The 15,194-nt window shown below is 71.0% G+C and carries 15 protein-coding genes; 6 read left to right on the top strand and 9 right to left on the bottom strand.

The window, feature by feature from the left end; genetic code table 11:
- Positions 1–59: 59 nt before the first annotated feature.
- The 3 genes from ABIA36_RS09170 to ABIA36_RS09160 form a co-directional block, all read right to left on the bottom strand.
- Positions 60–704 carry a nucleotide exchange factor GrpE gene (locus tag ABIA36_RS09170; RefSeq protein WP_369962000.1) on the bottom strand — a complete coding sequence of 215 codons (645 nt, stop codon included), beginning with the start codon at positions 702–704 and terminating at the stop codon, positions 60–62.
- Positions 705–706: 2 nt separating this feature from the next.
- A complete protein-coding gene (dnaK, locus tag ABIA36_RS09165; protein WP_369961999.1) occupies positions 707–2,575 on the bottom strand; it encodes a molecular chaperone DnaK in 1,869 nt (622 codons plus the stop codon).
- Positions 2,576–2,747: 172 nt separating this feature from the next.
- On the bottom strand, positions 2,748–4,328 hold the full coding sequence (locus ABIA36_RS09160; protein ID WP_369961998.1) for an MFS transporter: 1,581 nt from the start codon (positions 4,326–4,328) through the stop codon (positions 2,748–2,750).
- Positions 4,329–4,412: 84 nt separating this feature from the next.
- On the opposite strand from ABIA36_RS09160, the gene ABIA36_RS09155 reads away from it, so the two are divergent.
- Positions 4,413–5,138 (top strand): GTP pyrophosphokinase family protein, encoded by a 726-nt coding sequence (locus ABIA36_RS09155; protein ID WP_369961997.1) that lies wholly within the window; start codon positions 4,413–4,415, stop codon positions 5,136–5,138.
- 26 nt (positions 5,139–5,164) lie between these two features.
- Positions 5,165–5,752, top strand: coding sequence for a signal peptidase II (locus ABIA36_RS09150; RefSeq protein ID WP_369961996.1), 588 nt, complete (start codon positions 5,165–5,167; stop codon positions 5,750–5,752).
- A 39-nt stretch (positions 5,753–5,791) separates the two neighbouring features.
- Here ABIA36_RS09150 and ABIA36_RS09145 read toward each other — a convergent pair whose 3' ends face one another.
- Entirely contained in the window at positions 5,792–6,565 is a 774-nt protein-coding gene (locus tag ABIA36_RS09145) for an SDR family oxidoreductase (RefSeq protein WP_369961995.1), read from the bottom strand.
- 76 nt (positions 6,566–6,641) lie between these two features.
- On the opposite strand from ABIA36_RS09145, the gene ABIA36_RS09140 reads away from it, so the two are divergent.
- Together ABIA36_RS09140 and ABIA36_RS09135 are read left to right on the top strand one after the other, a co-directional pair.
- Positions 6,642–7,274 carry a DUF2461 domain-containing protein gene (locus tag ABIA36_RS09140; RefSeq protein WP_369961994.1) on the top strand — a complete coding sequence of 211 codons (633 nt, stop codon included), beginning with the start codon at positions 6,642–6,644 and terminating at the stop codon, positions 7,272–7,274.
- Between the two features lie 49 nt (positions 7,275–7,323).
- Positions 7,324–8,754 (top strand): MFS transporter, encoded by a 1,431-nt coding sequence (locus ABIA36_RS09135; protein ID WP_369961993.1) that lies wholly within the window; start codon positions 7,324–7,326, stop codon positions 8,752–8,754.
- 24 nt (positions 8,755–8,778) lie between these two features.
- Here the strand turns inward: ABIA36_RS09135 and ABIA36_RS09130 are convergent, their stop codons facing one another.
- Positions 8,779–9,603 (bottom strand): MarR family winged helix-turn-helix transcriptional regulator, encoded by an 825-nt coding sequence (locus tag ABIA36_RS09130; RefSeq protein ID WP_369961992.1) that lies wholly within the window; start codon positions 9,601–9,603, stop codon positions 8,779–8,781.
- A gap of 56 nt (positions 9,604–9,659) precedes the next feature.
- Here ABIA36_RS09130 and ABIA36_RS09125 point away from each other — a divergent pair, with 56 nt between their 5' ends.
- Together ABIA36_RS09125 and idi are read left to right on the top strand one after the other, a co-directional pair.
- On the top strand, positions 9,660–10,958 hold the full coding sequence (locus ABIA36_RS09125; protein ID WP_369961991.1) for a hypothetical protein: 1,299 nt from the start codon (positions 9,660–9,662) through the stop codon (positions 10,956–10,958).
- An 80-nt stretch (positions 10,959–11,038) separates the two neighbouring features.
- Positions 11,039–11,590: an isopentenyl-diphosphate Delta-isomerase gene (gene idi / locus ABIA36_RS09120; RefSeq protein ID WP_369961990.1), complete on the top strand. Its 552-nt coding sequence runs from the start codon at positions 11,039–11,041 to the stop codon at positions 11,588–11,590.
- A gap of 173 nt (positions 11,591–11,763) precedes the next feature.
- Here the strand turns inward: idi and ABIA36_RS09115 are convergent, their stop codons facing one another.
- From ABIA36_RS09115 to ABIA36_RS09100, 4 genes are read right to left on the bottom strand one after another with little or no spacing between them, the layout of a single operon-like run.
- Entirely contained in the window at positions 11,764–12,309 is a 546-nt protein-coding gene (locus ABIA36_RS09115; protein ID WP_369961989.1) for a hypothetical protein, read from the bottom strand.
- A gap of 25 nt (positions 12,310–12,334) precedes the next feature.
- The gene (dcd, locus tag ABIA36_RS09110) at positions 12,335–12,940 is read right to left on the bottom strand and encodes a dCTP deaminase (RefSeq protein ID WP_369961988.1); all 606 of its coding nucleotides are present in this window, start codon (positions 12,938–12,940) and stop codon (positions 12,335–12,337) included.
- 60 nt (positions 12,941–13,000) lie between these two features.
- Positions 13,001–13,600, bottom strand: a complete 600-nt coding sequence (locus ABIA36_RS09105; protein ID WP_369961987.1) for a TetR family transcriptional regulator — start codon at positions 13,598–13,600, stop codon at positions 13,001–13,003.
- Positions 13,581–15,182 (bottom strand): MFS transporter, encoded by a 1,602-nt coding sequence (locus ABIA36_RS09100; protein WP_369962101.1) that lies wholly within the window; start codon positions 15,180–15,182, stop codon positions 13,581–13,583. Before ABIA36_RS09100 ends, ABIA36_RS09105 begins: the two co-directional genes overlap by 20 nt.
- Between the last annotated feature and the right edge of the window lie 12 nt (positions 15,183–15,194).

Raw genomic sequence — 15,194 nt, 5'->3', positions numbered from 1 at the left:
TGGTGGCGCGAGGAGCGGCGGGACACGCATCCCGCCGCTCCGTGCGCTCATCGTCCCGGTCAGGCCGGGGTGGCGACGACCACCTTGGCCACCCGGACGACGGTGGAGCCCAGCCGGTAGCCGGTCTCCACCACCTCGGCGACGGTGTCGGCCGTCACGCCCGGGGTGGGCTGCTGGAAGATCGCCTCGTGGACCTGCGGGTCGAAGGGCTCGCCCTTCTCGCCGTACGGGGTGAGGCCGAGCCGCTCGACCGCGGTGCGCAGCTTGCCCGCGATGGTCGCGAACGCGCTGCCCTCCGTCAGGTCGCCGTGCTTGTCGGCGCGCTCCACGTCGTCGAGCACCGGGATGAGACCCTTGACGGCGTCCCCGATCGCGCGCTCCCGCTCGATCTCCCGGTTGGCCTCGGTGCGCTTGCGGTAGTTCGCGTACTCCGCGGTCACCCGCTGGAGGTCGGCGAGCCGCTCCGCCGCGACCTGGTCGGCCGTGGTCTGGCCGGAGAGGATGTCGAGGTCGTCGTCCGAAAGGACGCTCTCCTCCTCACCTGGACCCACGTCGACCAGTTCCTCGTGCGCGAGGTCGTGCTCTTCGCCCTGCGGCTCGCGAACCTTGCCGGTCTCGGGGTCGATCCGCCGCTTGTCGCGGATGATCGGCTCCTCGCGCTCCGGCTCGTCCGAGCCGTGCCCGTCGCGGTTCTGGTCGCTCATGGTTACTTCTTCTCCTCGTCCTCGACGACCTCGGCGTCGATGACGTCCTCATCGTCGGAGGAGGAGCCCTCGCCGCCCTGGCCCGACTCGCCGGCGTCGCCGGCCGGGGCCTCGGACGCCTGCGCGGCCGAGTAGATGGCCTGGCCGATCTTCTGCTGGCTCTCGTTCAGCTTGTCGTACGCGGTCTTCACGGCCTCGTCGTCGTCGCCGGCGAGCGCGGTCTTCAGCGCGTCGATGTCGCCCTGGACCTCGTTCTTGACGTCCTCGGGGAGCTTGTCCTCGTTGTCCTTGATGAGCTTCTCGTTCGAGTAGACGAGCTGCTCGGCCTGGTTGCGGGTCTCGGCGGACTCGCGGCGCTTCTTGTCCTCCGCCGCGTGCTCCTCGGCCTCGCGCACCATGCGCTCGATGTCGTCCTTCGGCAGGCTGGACCCGCCGGTGATCGTCATCGACTGCTCCTTGCCGGTGCCCTTGTCCTTGGCGGACACGTGCACGATGCCGTTGGCGTCGATGTCGAAGGTGACCTCGATCTGCGGGATGCCGCGGGGGGCCGGGGCGATGCCGGTCAGCTCGAAGGTGCCGAGCGGCTTGTTGTCGCGGGTGAACTCGCGCTCGCCCTGGAAGACCTGGATCGCGACGGACGGCTGGTTGTCGTCGGCCGTGGTGAAGGTCTCGCTGCGCTTGGTGGGGATGGCCGTGTTGCGCTCGATGAGCTTGGTCATGATCCCGCCCTTGGTCTCGATGCCGAGGGACAGCGGGGTGACGTCGATCAGGAGGACGTCCTTGCGCTCGCCCTTGAGGACACCGGCCTGCAGGGCGGCGCCGACGGCGACGACCTCGTCCGGGTTCACGCCCTTGTTGGGCTCCTTGCCGCCGGTCTCCTGCTTCACGAGCTCGCTCACGGCGGGCATGCGGGTGGAGCCGCCGACGAGGACGACGTGCGCGATGTCGGACACCTTGATGCCGGCCTCGCGGATGACGTCCTGGAACGGCTTCTTGGTGCGGTCGAGGAGGTCGCTGGTCATCTGCTCGAACTGGGCGCGGGTGAGCGTCTCGTCGAGGTTGGCCGGGCCGTTCTCGGTCAGCGACAGGTAGGGGAGCTGGATGCTGGTGCTCATCGAGGAGCTGAGCTCCTTCTTGGCCTGCTCAGCGGCCTCCTTGAGGCGCTGCAGGGCGATCTTGTCCTTGGAGACGTCGACGCCGGTCGAGTCCTTGAAGCGCTTGATCAGCCAGTCGACGACGCGCTGGTCCCAGTCGTCGCCGCCGAGGCGGTTGTCGCCGGCGGTCGCGCGGACCTGGATGGTGGAGAAGTCGTCGTCCTTGCCCACCTCGAGGAGGGAGACGTCGAAGGTTCCGCCACCGAGGTCGAAGACGAGGATGAGCTCGTCCTCCTTGCCCTTGTCGAGCCCGTAGGCGAGGGCCGCGGCGGTGGGCTCGTTGATGATGCGGAGCACGTTGAGGCCCGCGATCTCACCGGCCTCCTTGGTGGCCTGGCGCTCGGCGTCGTTGAAGTAGGCCGGGACGGTGATGACCGCGTCGGTCACGGTGTCGCCGAGGTACTGCTCCGCGTCGCGCTTCAGCTTCTGCAGGATGCGGGCCGAGATCTCCTGGGCGGTGTACTTCTTGCCGTCGATCTCCGTGGTCCAGTCGGTGCCCATGTGGCGCTTGACGGATGAGATGGTGCGGTCGACGTTGGTGACCGCCTGGCGCTTGGCGGTCTCGCCGACGAGGACCTCGCCGTCCTTGGTGAACGCGACGACGGACGGGGTGGTGCGGAAGCCCTCCGCGTTGGCGATGACCGTCGGCTCGCCGCCCTCGAGCACCGAGACGACGGAGTTGGTAGTTCCGAGGTCGATTCCTACTGCACGTGACATATGTGCTTTCTCTCCTTTATTGCTGGCGTGGATAGCCGGTGAAGTTCTGGGGGTCGAGAGTTGAGCCTCGACGGCTCAAGCCTCGCATCCCGGGTGGATGCTGTCAAGCCGCGAAGCTCAAAACTTGAGCATACTTGACTCAACTTTGGAAGGGCGCGGTGTATTCCAGCGCTCACCCCAGCACCGGCGCGTCGCTGTCCGACGGCGCCGGGTCGGGGAGCCGCCGCATCCGCAGCGCGTTGCCCGCGCCGAGCAGGCCGGCCGCAAGGGGGACGAGCAGCGCGACCTGCAGCGCTATCGGCCGCGCCTCGGTGTTGATCCGGACGACCTCCGCGCGCACCTCGGGCGTCTCGGTGGCGAGCTGCTTCTCGAGCTGCGTGTTGGACATCACCTGGGCGTCCTCCTCCAGGGCGGCGGCGACCTGCTGCTTGTCCTGGGGCGGGAGCACGGTGCTCGCGTTCGTCATCGAGGTGAAGGCGACGGCCAGCGTCGCCAACATGATCGCGCCGGCGAACGCCAGACCGAACGACAGCCCGAACGAGCCGGCGGCGGAGTTGACGCCCGCGGCCTCGCTGACGCGCTCGTCGCTGATCGGCGACAGCGTGTAGTTGTTGAGCTGCGAGACCAGCAGCCCGAGGCCGCTGCCCGACACGATGAGCGGGACGGTCAGGAACCAGCCGTTCGTGGCGACGGGGACGATCGGCAGCAGCACCACGACGCCGATCACAGCGAGCAGGAAGCCCCAGAGGATCAGGTTCGCGGGGCGCCCCTTCGCCCTCCGACCGGCGAGCAGCGCGACGACGAACATGCTGAGCGAGAGCGGCGCGATCGACAGGCCGGCCTGCAGCGCGTTGTACTCCAGCACCATCTGCAGGTAGATGGGCAGCGCGATCATCGTGCCGCCGAGCGCGACCTGCTGGAGGAGCTGGCCGCTGACGCCGGTGCGGAACAGCTTCGACGAGAACAGCGCAGGATCGAGCAGCGTGGGCCTGCCTCGGCGAGCGCGCGAGCGCAGCCAGAACACCAGGCCGACGAGCGCCGCGATGCCGACGACGATGAGCAGCAGCACGTACTGGCCGCCCTCCTGCCACACCAGGATGCCGGTGACGATGCCGCCCATCCCGACCACCGACAGCAGCGCGCCCACCAGATCGATCGAGCGGGAGCCGGTGTACGGGACGTCGTGGACCAGGCCGATCCCGGCCAGCACTACCGCGATGATGACGGCCTCCAGCAGGAACCCGACCCGCCAGGACAGGAAGGTCGTGATGAAGCCGCCCAGCAGCGGCCCGACCGCGGCGGCGATCGCGGCGGACGCGCCGACCAGCGCATAGACCCGCTTCTGGTGCGCGCCCTCGAAGTTGCCGTGGATGAGCGACTGCATCGCCGGCAGCAGCAGCGCAGCGCCGATCCCGCCGACCACGGCCCAGAAGACGATGATCGCGAGGAGGTCCTGCGCGAGGGTCATCGCGACGGCGCCGACCGCGTACCCGAGCAGGCCGAGGATGTAGGCGAGCTTGCGGCCGATCAGGTCGCCGGTCTTGCCGCCGATGAGGATGAACGCGGCCGAGACCAGAGCCTCCAGTGCGATCGCACCCTGCACGCCGCTGACCGTGGTGTGGAGGTCGTGGACGACGGCCGAGATCGACACGTTCATCAGCGAGGTGTCGACGACGAGCACGAACATCGCCATCGCGAGGAGGATCGCGAGGCGGAAGTTGAAGGGCGCGTCGGCGCCGTCCCGGTCGCTCATGCGGACACCCAAGCACAGCGCACGAGGGTTTGGCGACAGCCGACTCACACCCGTTCCACAACCCGCGTCGATAGCGTCGGAGACATGGATTCGGACCCCGCACCACTGCTCTCCTCACGGGCGATCAGAGCTCTGCAGAGCATCGACCCGGCGACATTGAGCGAGGTGCAGGCGTTCCGCGAGGACTTCGCGCGGTTCATCATGCCGTACAAGTTCGGCATCGACGAGATCTCCACCAAGGTGTCCATCCTGCGCGAAGAGTTCGCCGAACTGCAGGACTACAACCCGATCGAGCACATCTCCAGCCGGCTCAAGTCGGCCGAGAGCATCGAGCAGAAGGTCATCCGCAAGAACTGCGAGACATCGTTCAGCGCGATCCGGGAGGCCATCACCGACATCGCCGGCGTGCGCATCGTCTGCTCGTTCGTCTCCGACGTCTACCGCGTGTTCGAGCTGCTGACGGCGCAGGAGGACGTGCGGGTGCTGCGGGTGAAGGACTACATCGCGCACCCCAAGCCCAACGGCTACAAGAGCCTCCACGTGATCGTGGAGGTGCCGGTCTTCCTCAGCGACGGGCCGGTCGCTGTGCCGGTGGAGGTGCAGCTGCGGACCGTCGCGATGGACTTCTGGGCCAGCCTCGAGCACAAGATCTACTACAAGTACGACGGGGAGGTCCCGGAGCCGCTGCTGCGCGACCTCACCGCGGCGGCGGGCACGGCGGCCCAGCTCGACATCACGATGGAGGACATCCACCGCCAGGTGCGCGGCAACGGCGGGACGACGCAGTACGCGCTGTCCGTGTCGGTGTAGCAGTGTGAAGGTGCGAGGATGACGGGGTGACCGACAGCACCCCATCGTCCGAGACCGACCCCGCGGCCGAGGACGCCGAGTTCCCGCGCCGCCGATCGCGGGCGCTGGTGCTCATCCTGGCGATCGCGGTGGTCGTCGTGCTCGCCGACCAGCTCACCAAGCTGTGGGCGACCGCGACCCTCCAGGTCGGGGTCTACCACTCGCTGATCGGGAACCTGCTCGGGATCCAGCTCATCTACAACTCGGGCGCGGCCTTCTCGTTCCTGGTCGACCAGACCTGGGTGTTCACGATCGTCGCCGCGCTGGCGGTCGTCGCGCTCATCTACTTCTCCCGGAGGGTCGGCGCGCGGTCGTGGGCGGTCGCGTTCGGCCTCCTGCTCGGCGGAGCCCTCACCCACCTCGGCGACCGGCTGTTCCGCGCGCCGTCGTTCGGTCAGGGGCATGTGGTCGACTTCATCGCCTACGCGAACTGGTTCATCGGCAATGTCGCGGACATCGCGATCTTCTGCGGCGCTGTGCTGGCGCTGGTGCTCGCGGTGATCGGGGTGCCGCTGCGCGGCGGCCCGCGGCACGGGCACACGCACGGCGCGGAGGAACCGGCCGCGAACGACTGAGAACGCTGTCGACTGAGAACGCGGACGGCCTGAGCGGGGTCAGCGGGCGACGGTGGCGAGCCAGTCGTCGAAGGTCCTGGTGCCGAGCTGGGCGTCCGGCCCGGGCAGCAGCGTGCCGTCCCGGAGCGCCCGCCCCCAGCGGCCCGGCAGCGGCACGGCGAACACCGGGGCCTGCGACCCGGTCGCGGCGAGGTAGCGGCGGACGAGCGTTGGCATGTCCTCCACCTTCGGGCCGCCGAGGTCGCGGCTGAGCCCGACCGGTTCGCCGGTCGCCAGCTCGGCGAGGCGCGCGCCGACCTCCGCCGCCGCGACCGGCTGCGAGCGCAGCGCCGGCACCGGCTTCACCCGGCCGCGGGAGCGCGCCGCGAGCTGCGCGGCGAACTCGTGGAACTGCGTGGCCCGCAGCAGGCTCCAACCGTCGCCGCTCGCCATCACCAGCCGCTCCTGCGCGGCCTTGCCCGCGTAGTACGCGTAGGGGGCCGCCGCTGCGCCCACGATCGAGAGGGCGACGTGGTGCTGCACCCCCGCCGCCCGCTCGGCGGTGAGCAGCGCCGTCGTCACCGCCTCGAAGAAGCGCGTGGAGGCCGTGCCGCCCATCGTCGTCACCGACGTCACGTCCACGACGGCCGCGCAGCCCTCCAGCGTGCGGGCGAGCCGGTGCGCCTCGCCGGTGTCGTGCGCCGCCGCGAGCAGGTCCGTTCCCGCCGACCGGCTCAGCACCACCGGCTCGTGCCCGGCCTGTCTCAACGCCTCGACGGTCCGGGCTCCCACCACGCCGGTGCCGCCGGCGACGGCGACCTTCATCGTGTCCATACCGACAGCATCCCATCGGTCTACTCCGGGGCAACCTCCCGGCCGGCCGGCTCGCGCGCCGACGTACGATCGGGCCATGACATTCACCGGGTTCGACGAGGACGCCATCGCGTTCTACCGGGAGCTGACCCTGCACAACGACAAGGCCTTCTGGCTCGCCAACCGGGAGCGCTACGAGCAGCGCGTCGCGGCGCCGATGCACGCTCTCGCGGAGGCCCTCGAACCGGCCTTCGGCGCCGGGCGGCTGTTCCGTCCCTACCGGGATGTGCGGTTCTCGCGGGACAAGTCCCCGTACAAGCTGCACGCCGCCCTCACCTTCGAGCGCGGTGGGTATGTGCAGGTCTCCGCGGAGGGGCTGGCCGGTGGAGCGGGCGTCTACCAACTCGACAAGGAGCAGCTCGACCGCTACCGCCGCGCCGTCGACGCCCCGCGCACCGGCGGCGAGCTGGCGGCCGCGCTCGCTACGCTGCGCGCCGCGGGGATCGCCATCGAGATCCCCGAGCAGCTCAAGACCTCCCCGCGCGGCTACCCGGGCGACCACCCGCGCGTGGAGCTGCTGCGCTACAAGGGGATCATCACCTGGGCCGACTGGGGCGTCCCGGAGTGGTTCGCCAGCCCGGAGGCCGCGGACCGGATAGCGGAGTTCCTCCACGACAGCGAGCCCGTCACGTCGTGGTTCCGGGAGTATGTGACGGGCGCCGGCGACTGACCTCGCGCGTGTTCACCGCCGGTTCCCCGGCACGCCCTACGCTGTCCCCATGACGACCGAACGACCGGCGGGCGGCGACGGCGACGCCCTCGCGACCGCGGCGAGCCCGATCTTCGCCGACAGCTCCACCGAGCGCCGCATCCCGCGGAGCTGGGTGGCGTCGTGGGCGCTCTGGGATGCCGGCGGCGCGGCCTTCAACGCGGTCATCACGACCTTCGTGTTCACCGTCTATCTCACCTCCAGCTACTTCATCTCCCCCGGCCTCGTCTCGGCGCAGGACGCGGAGAAGGACCCCTCGGGCCCTGCGCACCACGCGGTGACGGGCGCGATCGCCGGCCTCTCCAGCGGGCTGGCGTGGGGCATCGGGATCGCCGGGATCGTCGTCGCCGTGCTCGCGCCCGTGCTGGGCCGGCGGACGGACGGGTCGGGCCGCCGCAAGCTGTGGCTGGGCATCAACACCGGCGTCGTGATCGTCATCACCGCGCTGATGTTCTTCGTCGTCGGCGAACCGTCGTTCTTCCTGCTGGGCGTCGTGCTCGTCGCGGTCGGGACCGTGTTCTACGAGATCGCGACCGTCAACTACAACGCGATGCTGGTGCAGGTGTCCACGCCCAAGACGGTCGGCCGGGTGAGCGGGCTCGGCTGGGCCAGCGGCTACTTCGGCGGCATCCTGCTGCTCGTCATCGTGCTCGTGCTGCTGGCCTCCCCGAACGGCGACGGCACGGGAGGCATCCTGCACGTCACGACGGACCAGGGGCTGAACTACCGGCTCGTCGCGCTGGTCGCCGCGATCTGGACGCTCGCGCTGTCCATCCCTGTGCTGCTGAAGGTGCCGGAGGCGCCAGCCAACCGGCGGCTGCCGCGGGTGGGGTTCTTCGCGTCGTACGGGCTGCTGTTCCGCGACCTCGGAGTGCTGTGGAAGGAGAGCAGGAACACGGTGCTGTTCCTCATCTCGTCGGCGCTGTTCCGGGATGGGCTGGTCGGGGTGTTCACGTTCGGCGGCATCCTCGCGAAGGGCACGTTCGGGTTCAGCCAGTCGGGCGTGATCGTGTTCGCGATCGCGGCGAACGTCGTCGCGGGGCTGAGCACGGTGCTGTCCGGGCGGTTCGACGACCGGTTCGGTGCGAAGCCGGTGATCGTCACGGCGCTGGTCGGCCTGGTGATCGCCGGGCTCGCGGTGTTCTTCCTCCACGACGCCGGGGCGATCGCGTTCTGGGTGTTCGGGCTGATCCTGTGCCTGTTCGTCGGGCCGGCGCAGTCGGCGAGCCGCACCTTCCTGGCGCGGGTGACGCCGGCCGGCCGGGAGGGCGAGGTGTTCGGGCTGTACGCGACCTGCGGGCGGGCGGTGTCGTTCGTGGCGCCGCTGCTGTTCGCGCTGTTCGTGGCGGTCGGCGGGGCGCAGTACTGGGGGATCCTCGGGATCGTGGTCGTGCTGCTGGTAGGGCTGGTGCTGCTGGTGCCGGTGCGGTCGCCGCGGTAGCGAGCGGCGGGAGGGGAGTGGCGGTCAGCGGGGCCAGGCCTGGACGAAGCGGGCGAACAGCTCGGCGAAGATGCGCGCCTCCTCGGGGGTGAAGGAGGCCAGCGCGGTCTCGACGGCGGAGCGCCGGTGGTCCTGGACCTCATCGAGCTGGGAGCGCCCGGCGGCGGTGAGCTGGATGAGCGCCCGCCGCGCGTCGGACGGGTCGGGCACCCGCCGCACGAGTCCGCGCTCGACGCCCTCCTGCACGAGCCGGCTCGCGCGCGGCTGATCGACCCCGATCGCGGTGGCGAGGGAACTCACCGAAAGCTGACGGCCCGCCGCGTCGGCGGCTGCGAGCGCTTCGAGCATCCGGATGCGGGCGAAGCGGCCGAGGGAGCCGTCGCGGCCGCGGCGACCGGGGCCCGGCCGCGCGGAGTCCCCGAACGGCCCGGGGAAGCCAGACCACGGTCCGCGTGGTGACCAGGTGTGCGGGTCGAAGCCGTGCGGGGCGTGGGAGTGGGAGTGGTGGTCGTGGGCGGTGGCGCCGTTTCGGGCGTCGGTGTCGTTTCGGGCGTCGGTGTCGTCGCCGCCGTTCCCGGTGGAGTCGTAGCCGTTGCGGCTCTGGTCGGTTCCGCGACCCTGGCTGTTGTCCGTGGCGTCGCCACCGCGGCGGCCACCATCGCGGCCTTCGCCATCAGCATCGTCATCGCCGCGTCCGGCGTGGCCGTGGCCGGGGTGGGTGCCGTGGTCCCATGGCCCTGCCGGGCGGCGTCGCGACTGATCGCGGCGGACGGCGACCAGCGAGCGCTCGATCAGTGCGACGACGTCCGCTTCGGGCGAACGGTCCTGCTCTTGACGATCCTCAGCCATGCATGTAAGTATACATTTACTTGTAACAGTACATAGAAAACGAAGGGAGTCTCCCGATGACGACCATCGACGACTCGAACACCCACGACTCCAACACCCACGTTTCATCCGACACTCCGCCGACCTTCTGGTTCGGCGAGATCAGCGCACGCCTCCGCGCCCGGACGCGCGACGAGCTGCACGCGCTCGACCTCGGCCGCCGCGGCTGGCGCGTACTGCACACCCTCGCGGACGGTCCGGCGACCGCCGACGAGCTGTACGCGTCCCTCCCGCACCGCGGACGCCGCGGCGGCCACCCGTTCGGAGGTCGGCCCGCCGACGCGGGCCGACCCGGTGAGGCGGACGCCCGCCCGGACGGAGAGACCGCCTCCGGCGACGAGACCCACCCGGCCGCACGGTCTCGGGAGTGGCGCGGCCGCCCCGACTGGATGCGCCGGGAGTGGGAGCGCCGCCAGCAGATGTACCGCGCATGGATGGAGCACGACAGCGCCCGCGGGCAGGGCGGCCCGCAGGCCCCCGACGAGCCCGGCCGCAGCGGATACGCGCAGGACCGCGGCGAGCCCGAGCACGAACACGAACACGACCACGATCACAGCGAGCACGAGCACGATCACGATCACAGCGAGCACGACCACCACGGCCACGACCACGACCACGACGGGCAGGGCCACAACCACCACCAGCACGACAACAACTCCCACCACCACCCGCACCCCGACCACCACGGCCACGAGCAAGCGTTCGAGCGGGGCTTCGAGCGCGGCTTCCTGCGCGGCGTCGAGCGCGGTGGCCCGTACGGACATGGCTCGCACGGCTTCGGTCCCGGTGGGTTCGGGTACGGCGGATACGGTCCCGGCCGGTACGGACGCGGGTTCGGCCCCGGCCCCTTCGCCGCGGGCCGGTTCGGTTCCGACGCCTCCGGTCACGACCACCCCGGTCACGGCCGCCCCGCGTTCGCGGGCCGGCACGGCTTCGACGGGGGCTGCCGCGGCGGTGTGGACCGCATCCTGGCGGACTTCGTCGAGCGCGGCTGGGTCTGGTTCGACGAGGACCGCGCGACGCTGACCGATGAGGGACGCGCGGCCCACGACGCCGCCTCGGAACGCGTCAATGCGGTTCGTGCCACCGTCGCCGAGGGGATCGACCCCGCCGACCTCGCCACCACCCTCGCCACCCTCGAGGCGATGGCGCGCAACCTGGGCTGGGTGCCGCCCTCCGGGCAGACCGATCAGACCACGGACGCGCCCGACGCGGGCGACACCCGCGGCATCAGCACCGAAAACGGCAACCAGACCGAGGAGGGCAACGGCACCGACGCCCCCACCGACACCGAGGCGGGCACCGACACCGACTGACGCCGCCACACCCCCGACCGGGGCGCGACCGCGAGGCCGCGCCCCTCCGTCGTCCCACCACCCCCGCCTAGGATGAACGTATGACGTCACCGCGCGAAGAGGTCGTCCTGCTGGCCGAGGACGGCACCCCGATCGGGACCGCGGACAAGGCGACCGTCCACACCGCGGACACCCCCCTGCACCTGGCCTTCTCGTGCCACCTCTTCGACGGCGAGGGCCGCATCCTCGTCACCCGCCGGGCGCTCGGCAAGGCGACCTGGCCGGGCGTCTGGACCAATTCGTTCTGCGGGCATCCCGCGCCCGGCGAGTCGATGGAGGACGCGATCGCGCGTCGCGCCGCGGACGAGCTCGGCGCCACCGTCGAGAACCTCGCGGCGGTGCTGCCCGACTTCCGGTACCGCGCCACCGACGCGGCCGGCATCGTCGAGTACGAGGTCTGCCCGGTGTTCACGGCGACGATCGCCGGCGACCTGGACCCGTCCGCCGCCGAGGTCGCCGAGTGGGAGTGGGTCGACCCGCGTGCGCTGCTGACGGCGGTGGAGGTCACCCCGTGGGCGTTCAGCCCGTGGCTGACGCTCCAGCTCCCCGCTCTCTACGCCGACGATGCACCCGAAGCTTCAGGTCACCTGTGAGTCTGACTCAGTATTTTCCACCTGTGTAATCGGCTGTGGATAACTCGCGGCACGTATGCCGCGAACCGAATCCATTCGGCGACGAAACAGTTGTCCGGGGTAGCAGTTGACCGGGGTAGCAGTCGACCCGGGTAGCAGTTGCGGCCGCGCAACACTCCCGCGCACCGCGCCGATCAGCCCGTGCGGGTCGCGTCGATGTGCTGCTCCAGCCACCAGGTGCGGCCCTCGTCGTTGGAGACCCAGCCGTCCCACTCGAACGACTCCTCGGTGATCTTCGAGAAGTTCCAGCGGATCGGGCGGCCGTCGGTCTGGGTGCCGTCCTGGCGGATGCCGTCGCGGCGGTGCGGCGTCGCCACCAGCGTGCAGAAGTCGCCTCGCGACGCCCCGAACCAGTTCACCCGCCACGCGCCGAGCGTCGAGTCGTAGACCCGCACGGTCGAGCCGTGCGCGGCGAGGTCCCCCGGGCGCTCGAGGTCAGCGGGCCGCTCGGGGTCGAGCGCCACCAGCACGTCCTGCACGGCCCGGCCGCCGAGCGTGTAGGCGAACACCCACTCCTCGACGCGCTCCGCCCACGCGCCGGAGGCCTCGTCCAGGAAGCGAATGTCGGCCCGCCAGCTTCCGACGAGCTGCCCGAAGAGGTGCATCCGCTGCGGACGCTCTGCCGTCGGCCCGGCCGAGATCAGGGCTCGCGCGAAAAGGGAATCGGTCGACTCGCTCATGGGCAGCCCTCTCGGGTCGGCGGAACTAGCGGGACGGGCGTCCCGCCTCGGTCGCGGACACGTCGGTCCGGTGGAAGTTGAGGTACGAACGCGAGGCCGTCGGGCCGCGCTGGCCCTGGTAGCGCGAGCTGTACTCGGCCGAGCCGTAGGGCTTCTCGGCGGCCGACGACAACCGGAAGAAGCACATCTGGCCGATCTTCATCCCCGGCCAGAGCTTGATCGGGAGCGTCGCGACGTTGCTCAGCTCCAGCGTCACGTGCCCGGAGAAACCGGGGTCGATGAAACCGGCCGTGGAGTGCGTGAGGAGGCCGAGCCGCCCGAGGGAGCTCTTGCCCTCCAGCCGCGCGGCGACATCGTCGGGCAGGCTCACCAGCTCGAACGTGGATCCGAGCACGAACTCGCCCGGGTGCAGGATGAACGCCTGGTCGGGATCCACCTCGACGAACCGGGTCAGCTCCGGCTGGTCGACCGCGGGGTCGATGAACGGGTACTTGTGGTTGTCGAACAGGCGGAAGAAGCGGTCGAGCCGCACGTCGACGCTCGACGGCTGAACCATCGCCGGCTCGTACGGCTCCAGCGCGATCCGCCCGGCACCCAGCTCGGCCTTGATGTCACGATCGGAGAGAAGCACGCCCCCAGCCTATCGGGTGCGCCGGTACCGGCATCGGGGGTTACGCCGGAGGTCGCCCGGTCACAACCGCAACCCGCCCTCCAGGAACGCGAACGCCTCGTCCACGAGGTCCGCCAGCTCGGCGTCCGGGTCGTCGGCGAACTGGGAGAGCACGGCGAACATGCTGCCGATGATGGCGCCGGCGATGGTCCTGACGGCGAAGTCGTCGCGCGGGCGGCCGGCCCGGTCGGCGATCGCCTCGGAGACCAGCAGCATCGACTGGGAGAGCTGGTCGAGCACCGCGCCGCGCAGCGCCGGGACCTCGACGACCAGGGCGAGGCGCTCGCGCTGCTCCTCGAGCTGTTCCGCGGTCAGGCCGCCGAAGGCCTCCCGGAGCGCGGCGCGCATCGCCGCGACCGGCGGGAGGTCCGCGGGCTGGGCGAGGAAGGCGGCGACGATCTGCGGGTCGAAGTCGTCGAAGAGGACGACCGACTCCTTGGTCGGGAAGTAGCGGAAGAACGTGCTCGCCGAGACCTCGGCCGCGTCGATGACCTGGTCGATCGTCGTGGCGTCGTAGCCCTGCTCCGTGAACAGGCGCAGCGCGTGCGACTGGATGGCCGCCCGCGTGCGCGCCTTCTTGCGCTCGCGGAGGCCGGGTCTGTCAGACGTGCCGTCCGGCATGCGTGCTCCTTCCGTCCGGGATGGGGGCGGCCACCGGTGCGCCGGCCGCGGCCGCCACCGGCGCGGCCGCGAGGTGCGCACCGTGCTCGGCCCGCGGCAGGACCACCATCGCCAGGATGCCTCCCGCGACCGCGATTCCGGCGGAGACCCACAGCGACACGCTCATCCCCTGCGTGAACGCGTCGCGCACAGCCGCCGCGAGCGCGGTCGAGTGGAGGCGATCGGCGACGGCGATCCCGGCGTAGACGCTGGACTTCGCCGCCGAGGCGACCTCCGCCGGCACGGGGGTCGCGGCGAACACGGAGGAGAGCTGCGCCGTGTAGACGGCCGCGACCACGCTGCCGAGGATGGCCGTGCCGAGCGGGGCGCTCGTCTTCTGCAGCGCCTGGACGACGCCCGAACCCACCCCGCTGTGCTCGGCGGTCAGCCGGGACAGCGCGGCCGACATCGCGGAGGTGAGGGCGAGCCCCGCGCCCGCGCAGACCGTCGCCATCCAGGCGGCGACGACGACCTCGCTGGTGTCGCCGGTCGTCCACGATCCGAGCGCCGAGCCGAGCGCGATCACGACGAAGCCGATGGTCACCGTGGCGCGGAAGCCGATGGCCGCGGCGATGCGGGAGGCCGGCAGCGCGCCGATCAGCATTCCGCCCACGAAGGGGAGCAGGCGCAGCCCCGAGGCGAACACGTCCACGCCCTGCACGGCCTGGAAGAACTGCGGCATGACGAACAGCAGCCCGACCATGCCCATCCCGGCGACCCCGGCGAGGGCCGCTCCCCCGGTGAACGACCGCGACCGGAACAGCGTGGTGTCGACCAGCGGCGAGCGGCCGCGGCGGGTGAGCGCGACCTCCCACGCGACGAAGCCGGCGAGGATCGCGACGCCCAGGGCCAGCGCCGTGAGCGCCCCCGCGTCCGTCCAGCCGTGCTGCCCGGCCTCGATGATCCCGTAGGTGAAGACGACCAGCCCGGACACCGACGCGAGCACGCCCACCGCGTCGAACGACGGGCGCTCGGCCGCCTTCGACTCGGGGACGAGCAGCGCCACGGCGACCAGGCCGATCGCGACGACGGGGAGGTTGAGTAGGAACACCCAGCCCCACCAGAGGTTGGCGAGCATCCAGCCGCCCAGGATCGGCCCGAGCGGCAGCGAGAGGAAGTTCGCCGCCGCGAACACGCCGACCGCCTTGGGCCGGGTGGCGTCGTCGAAGAACACGGTCAGCGCCGACAGCGCCATGACGGCGACGCCCGCGCCCGCGACGCCCATCAGCAGCCGCGCGCCCAAGAACATCTCTGGCGTCGTCGCGAACGCGCAGAGGGCCGAGCCGGCGCCGAACGCCGCGAGCGACACGAGCAGCACCGCCTTGCGGCCGAACCGGTCGCCGAGGAGGCCGAGCGGCAGCACGGCGGCGGCCAGCATGAGCAGGTAGCCGGACGAGAACCACTCGAGCTGCGTCTCGGACGCGTGCAGCGCGCCCGCGAGGGTCGGCAGGGCGATCGAGAGCACCGTCCCGTCGAGACCGACGGCCAGCACGCTCAGGCTCACGGCGCCGAGCGCCCACCATCGCCGCGTCTCCAGCTTCATCACGATCACCTC

It is taken from the genome of Leifsonia sp. EB34, from assembly GCF_041260585.1.
Taxonomy (GTDB): Bacteria; Actinomycetota; Actinomycetes; order Actinomycetales; family Microbacteriaceae; genus Leifsonia.
Note: the sequence above shows the minus strand (reverse complement) of the source record. Positions and strands in the feature narration are given on the sequence as shown.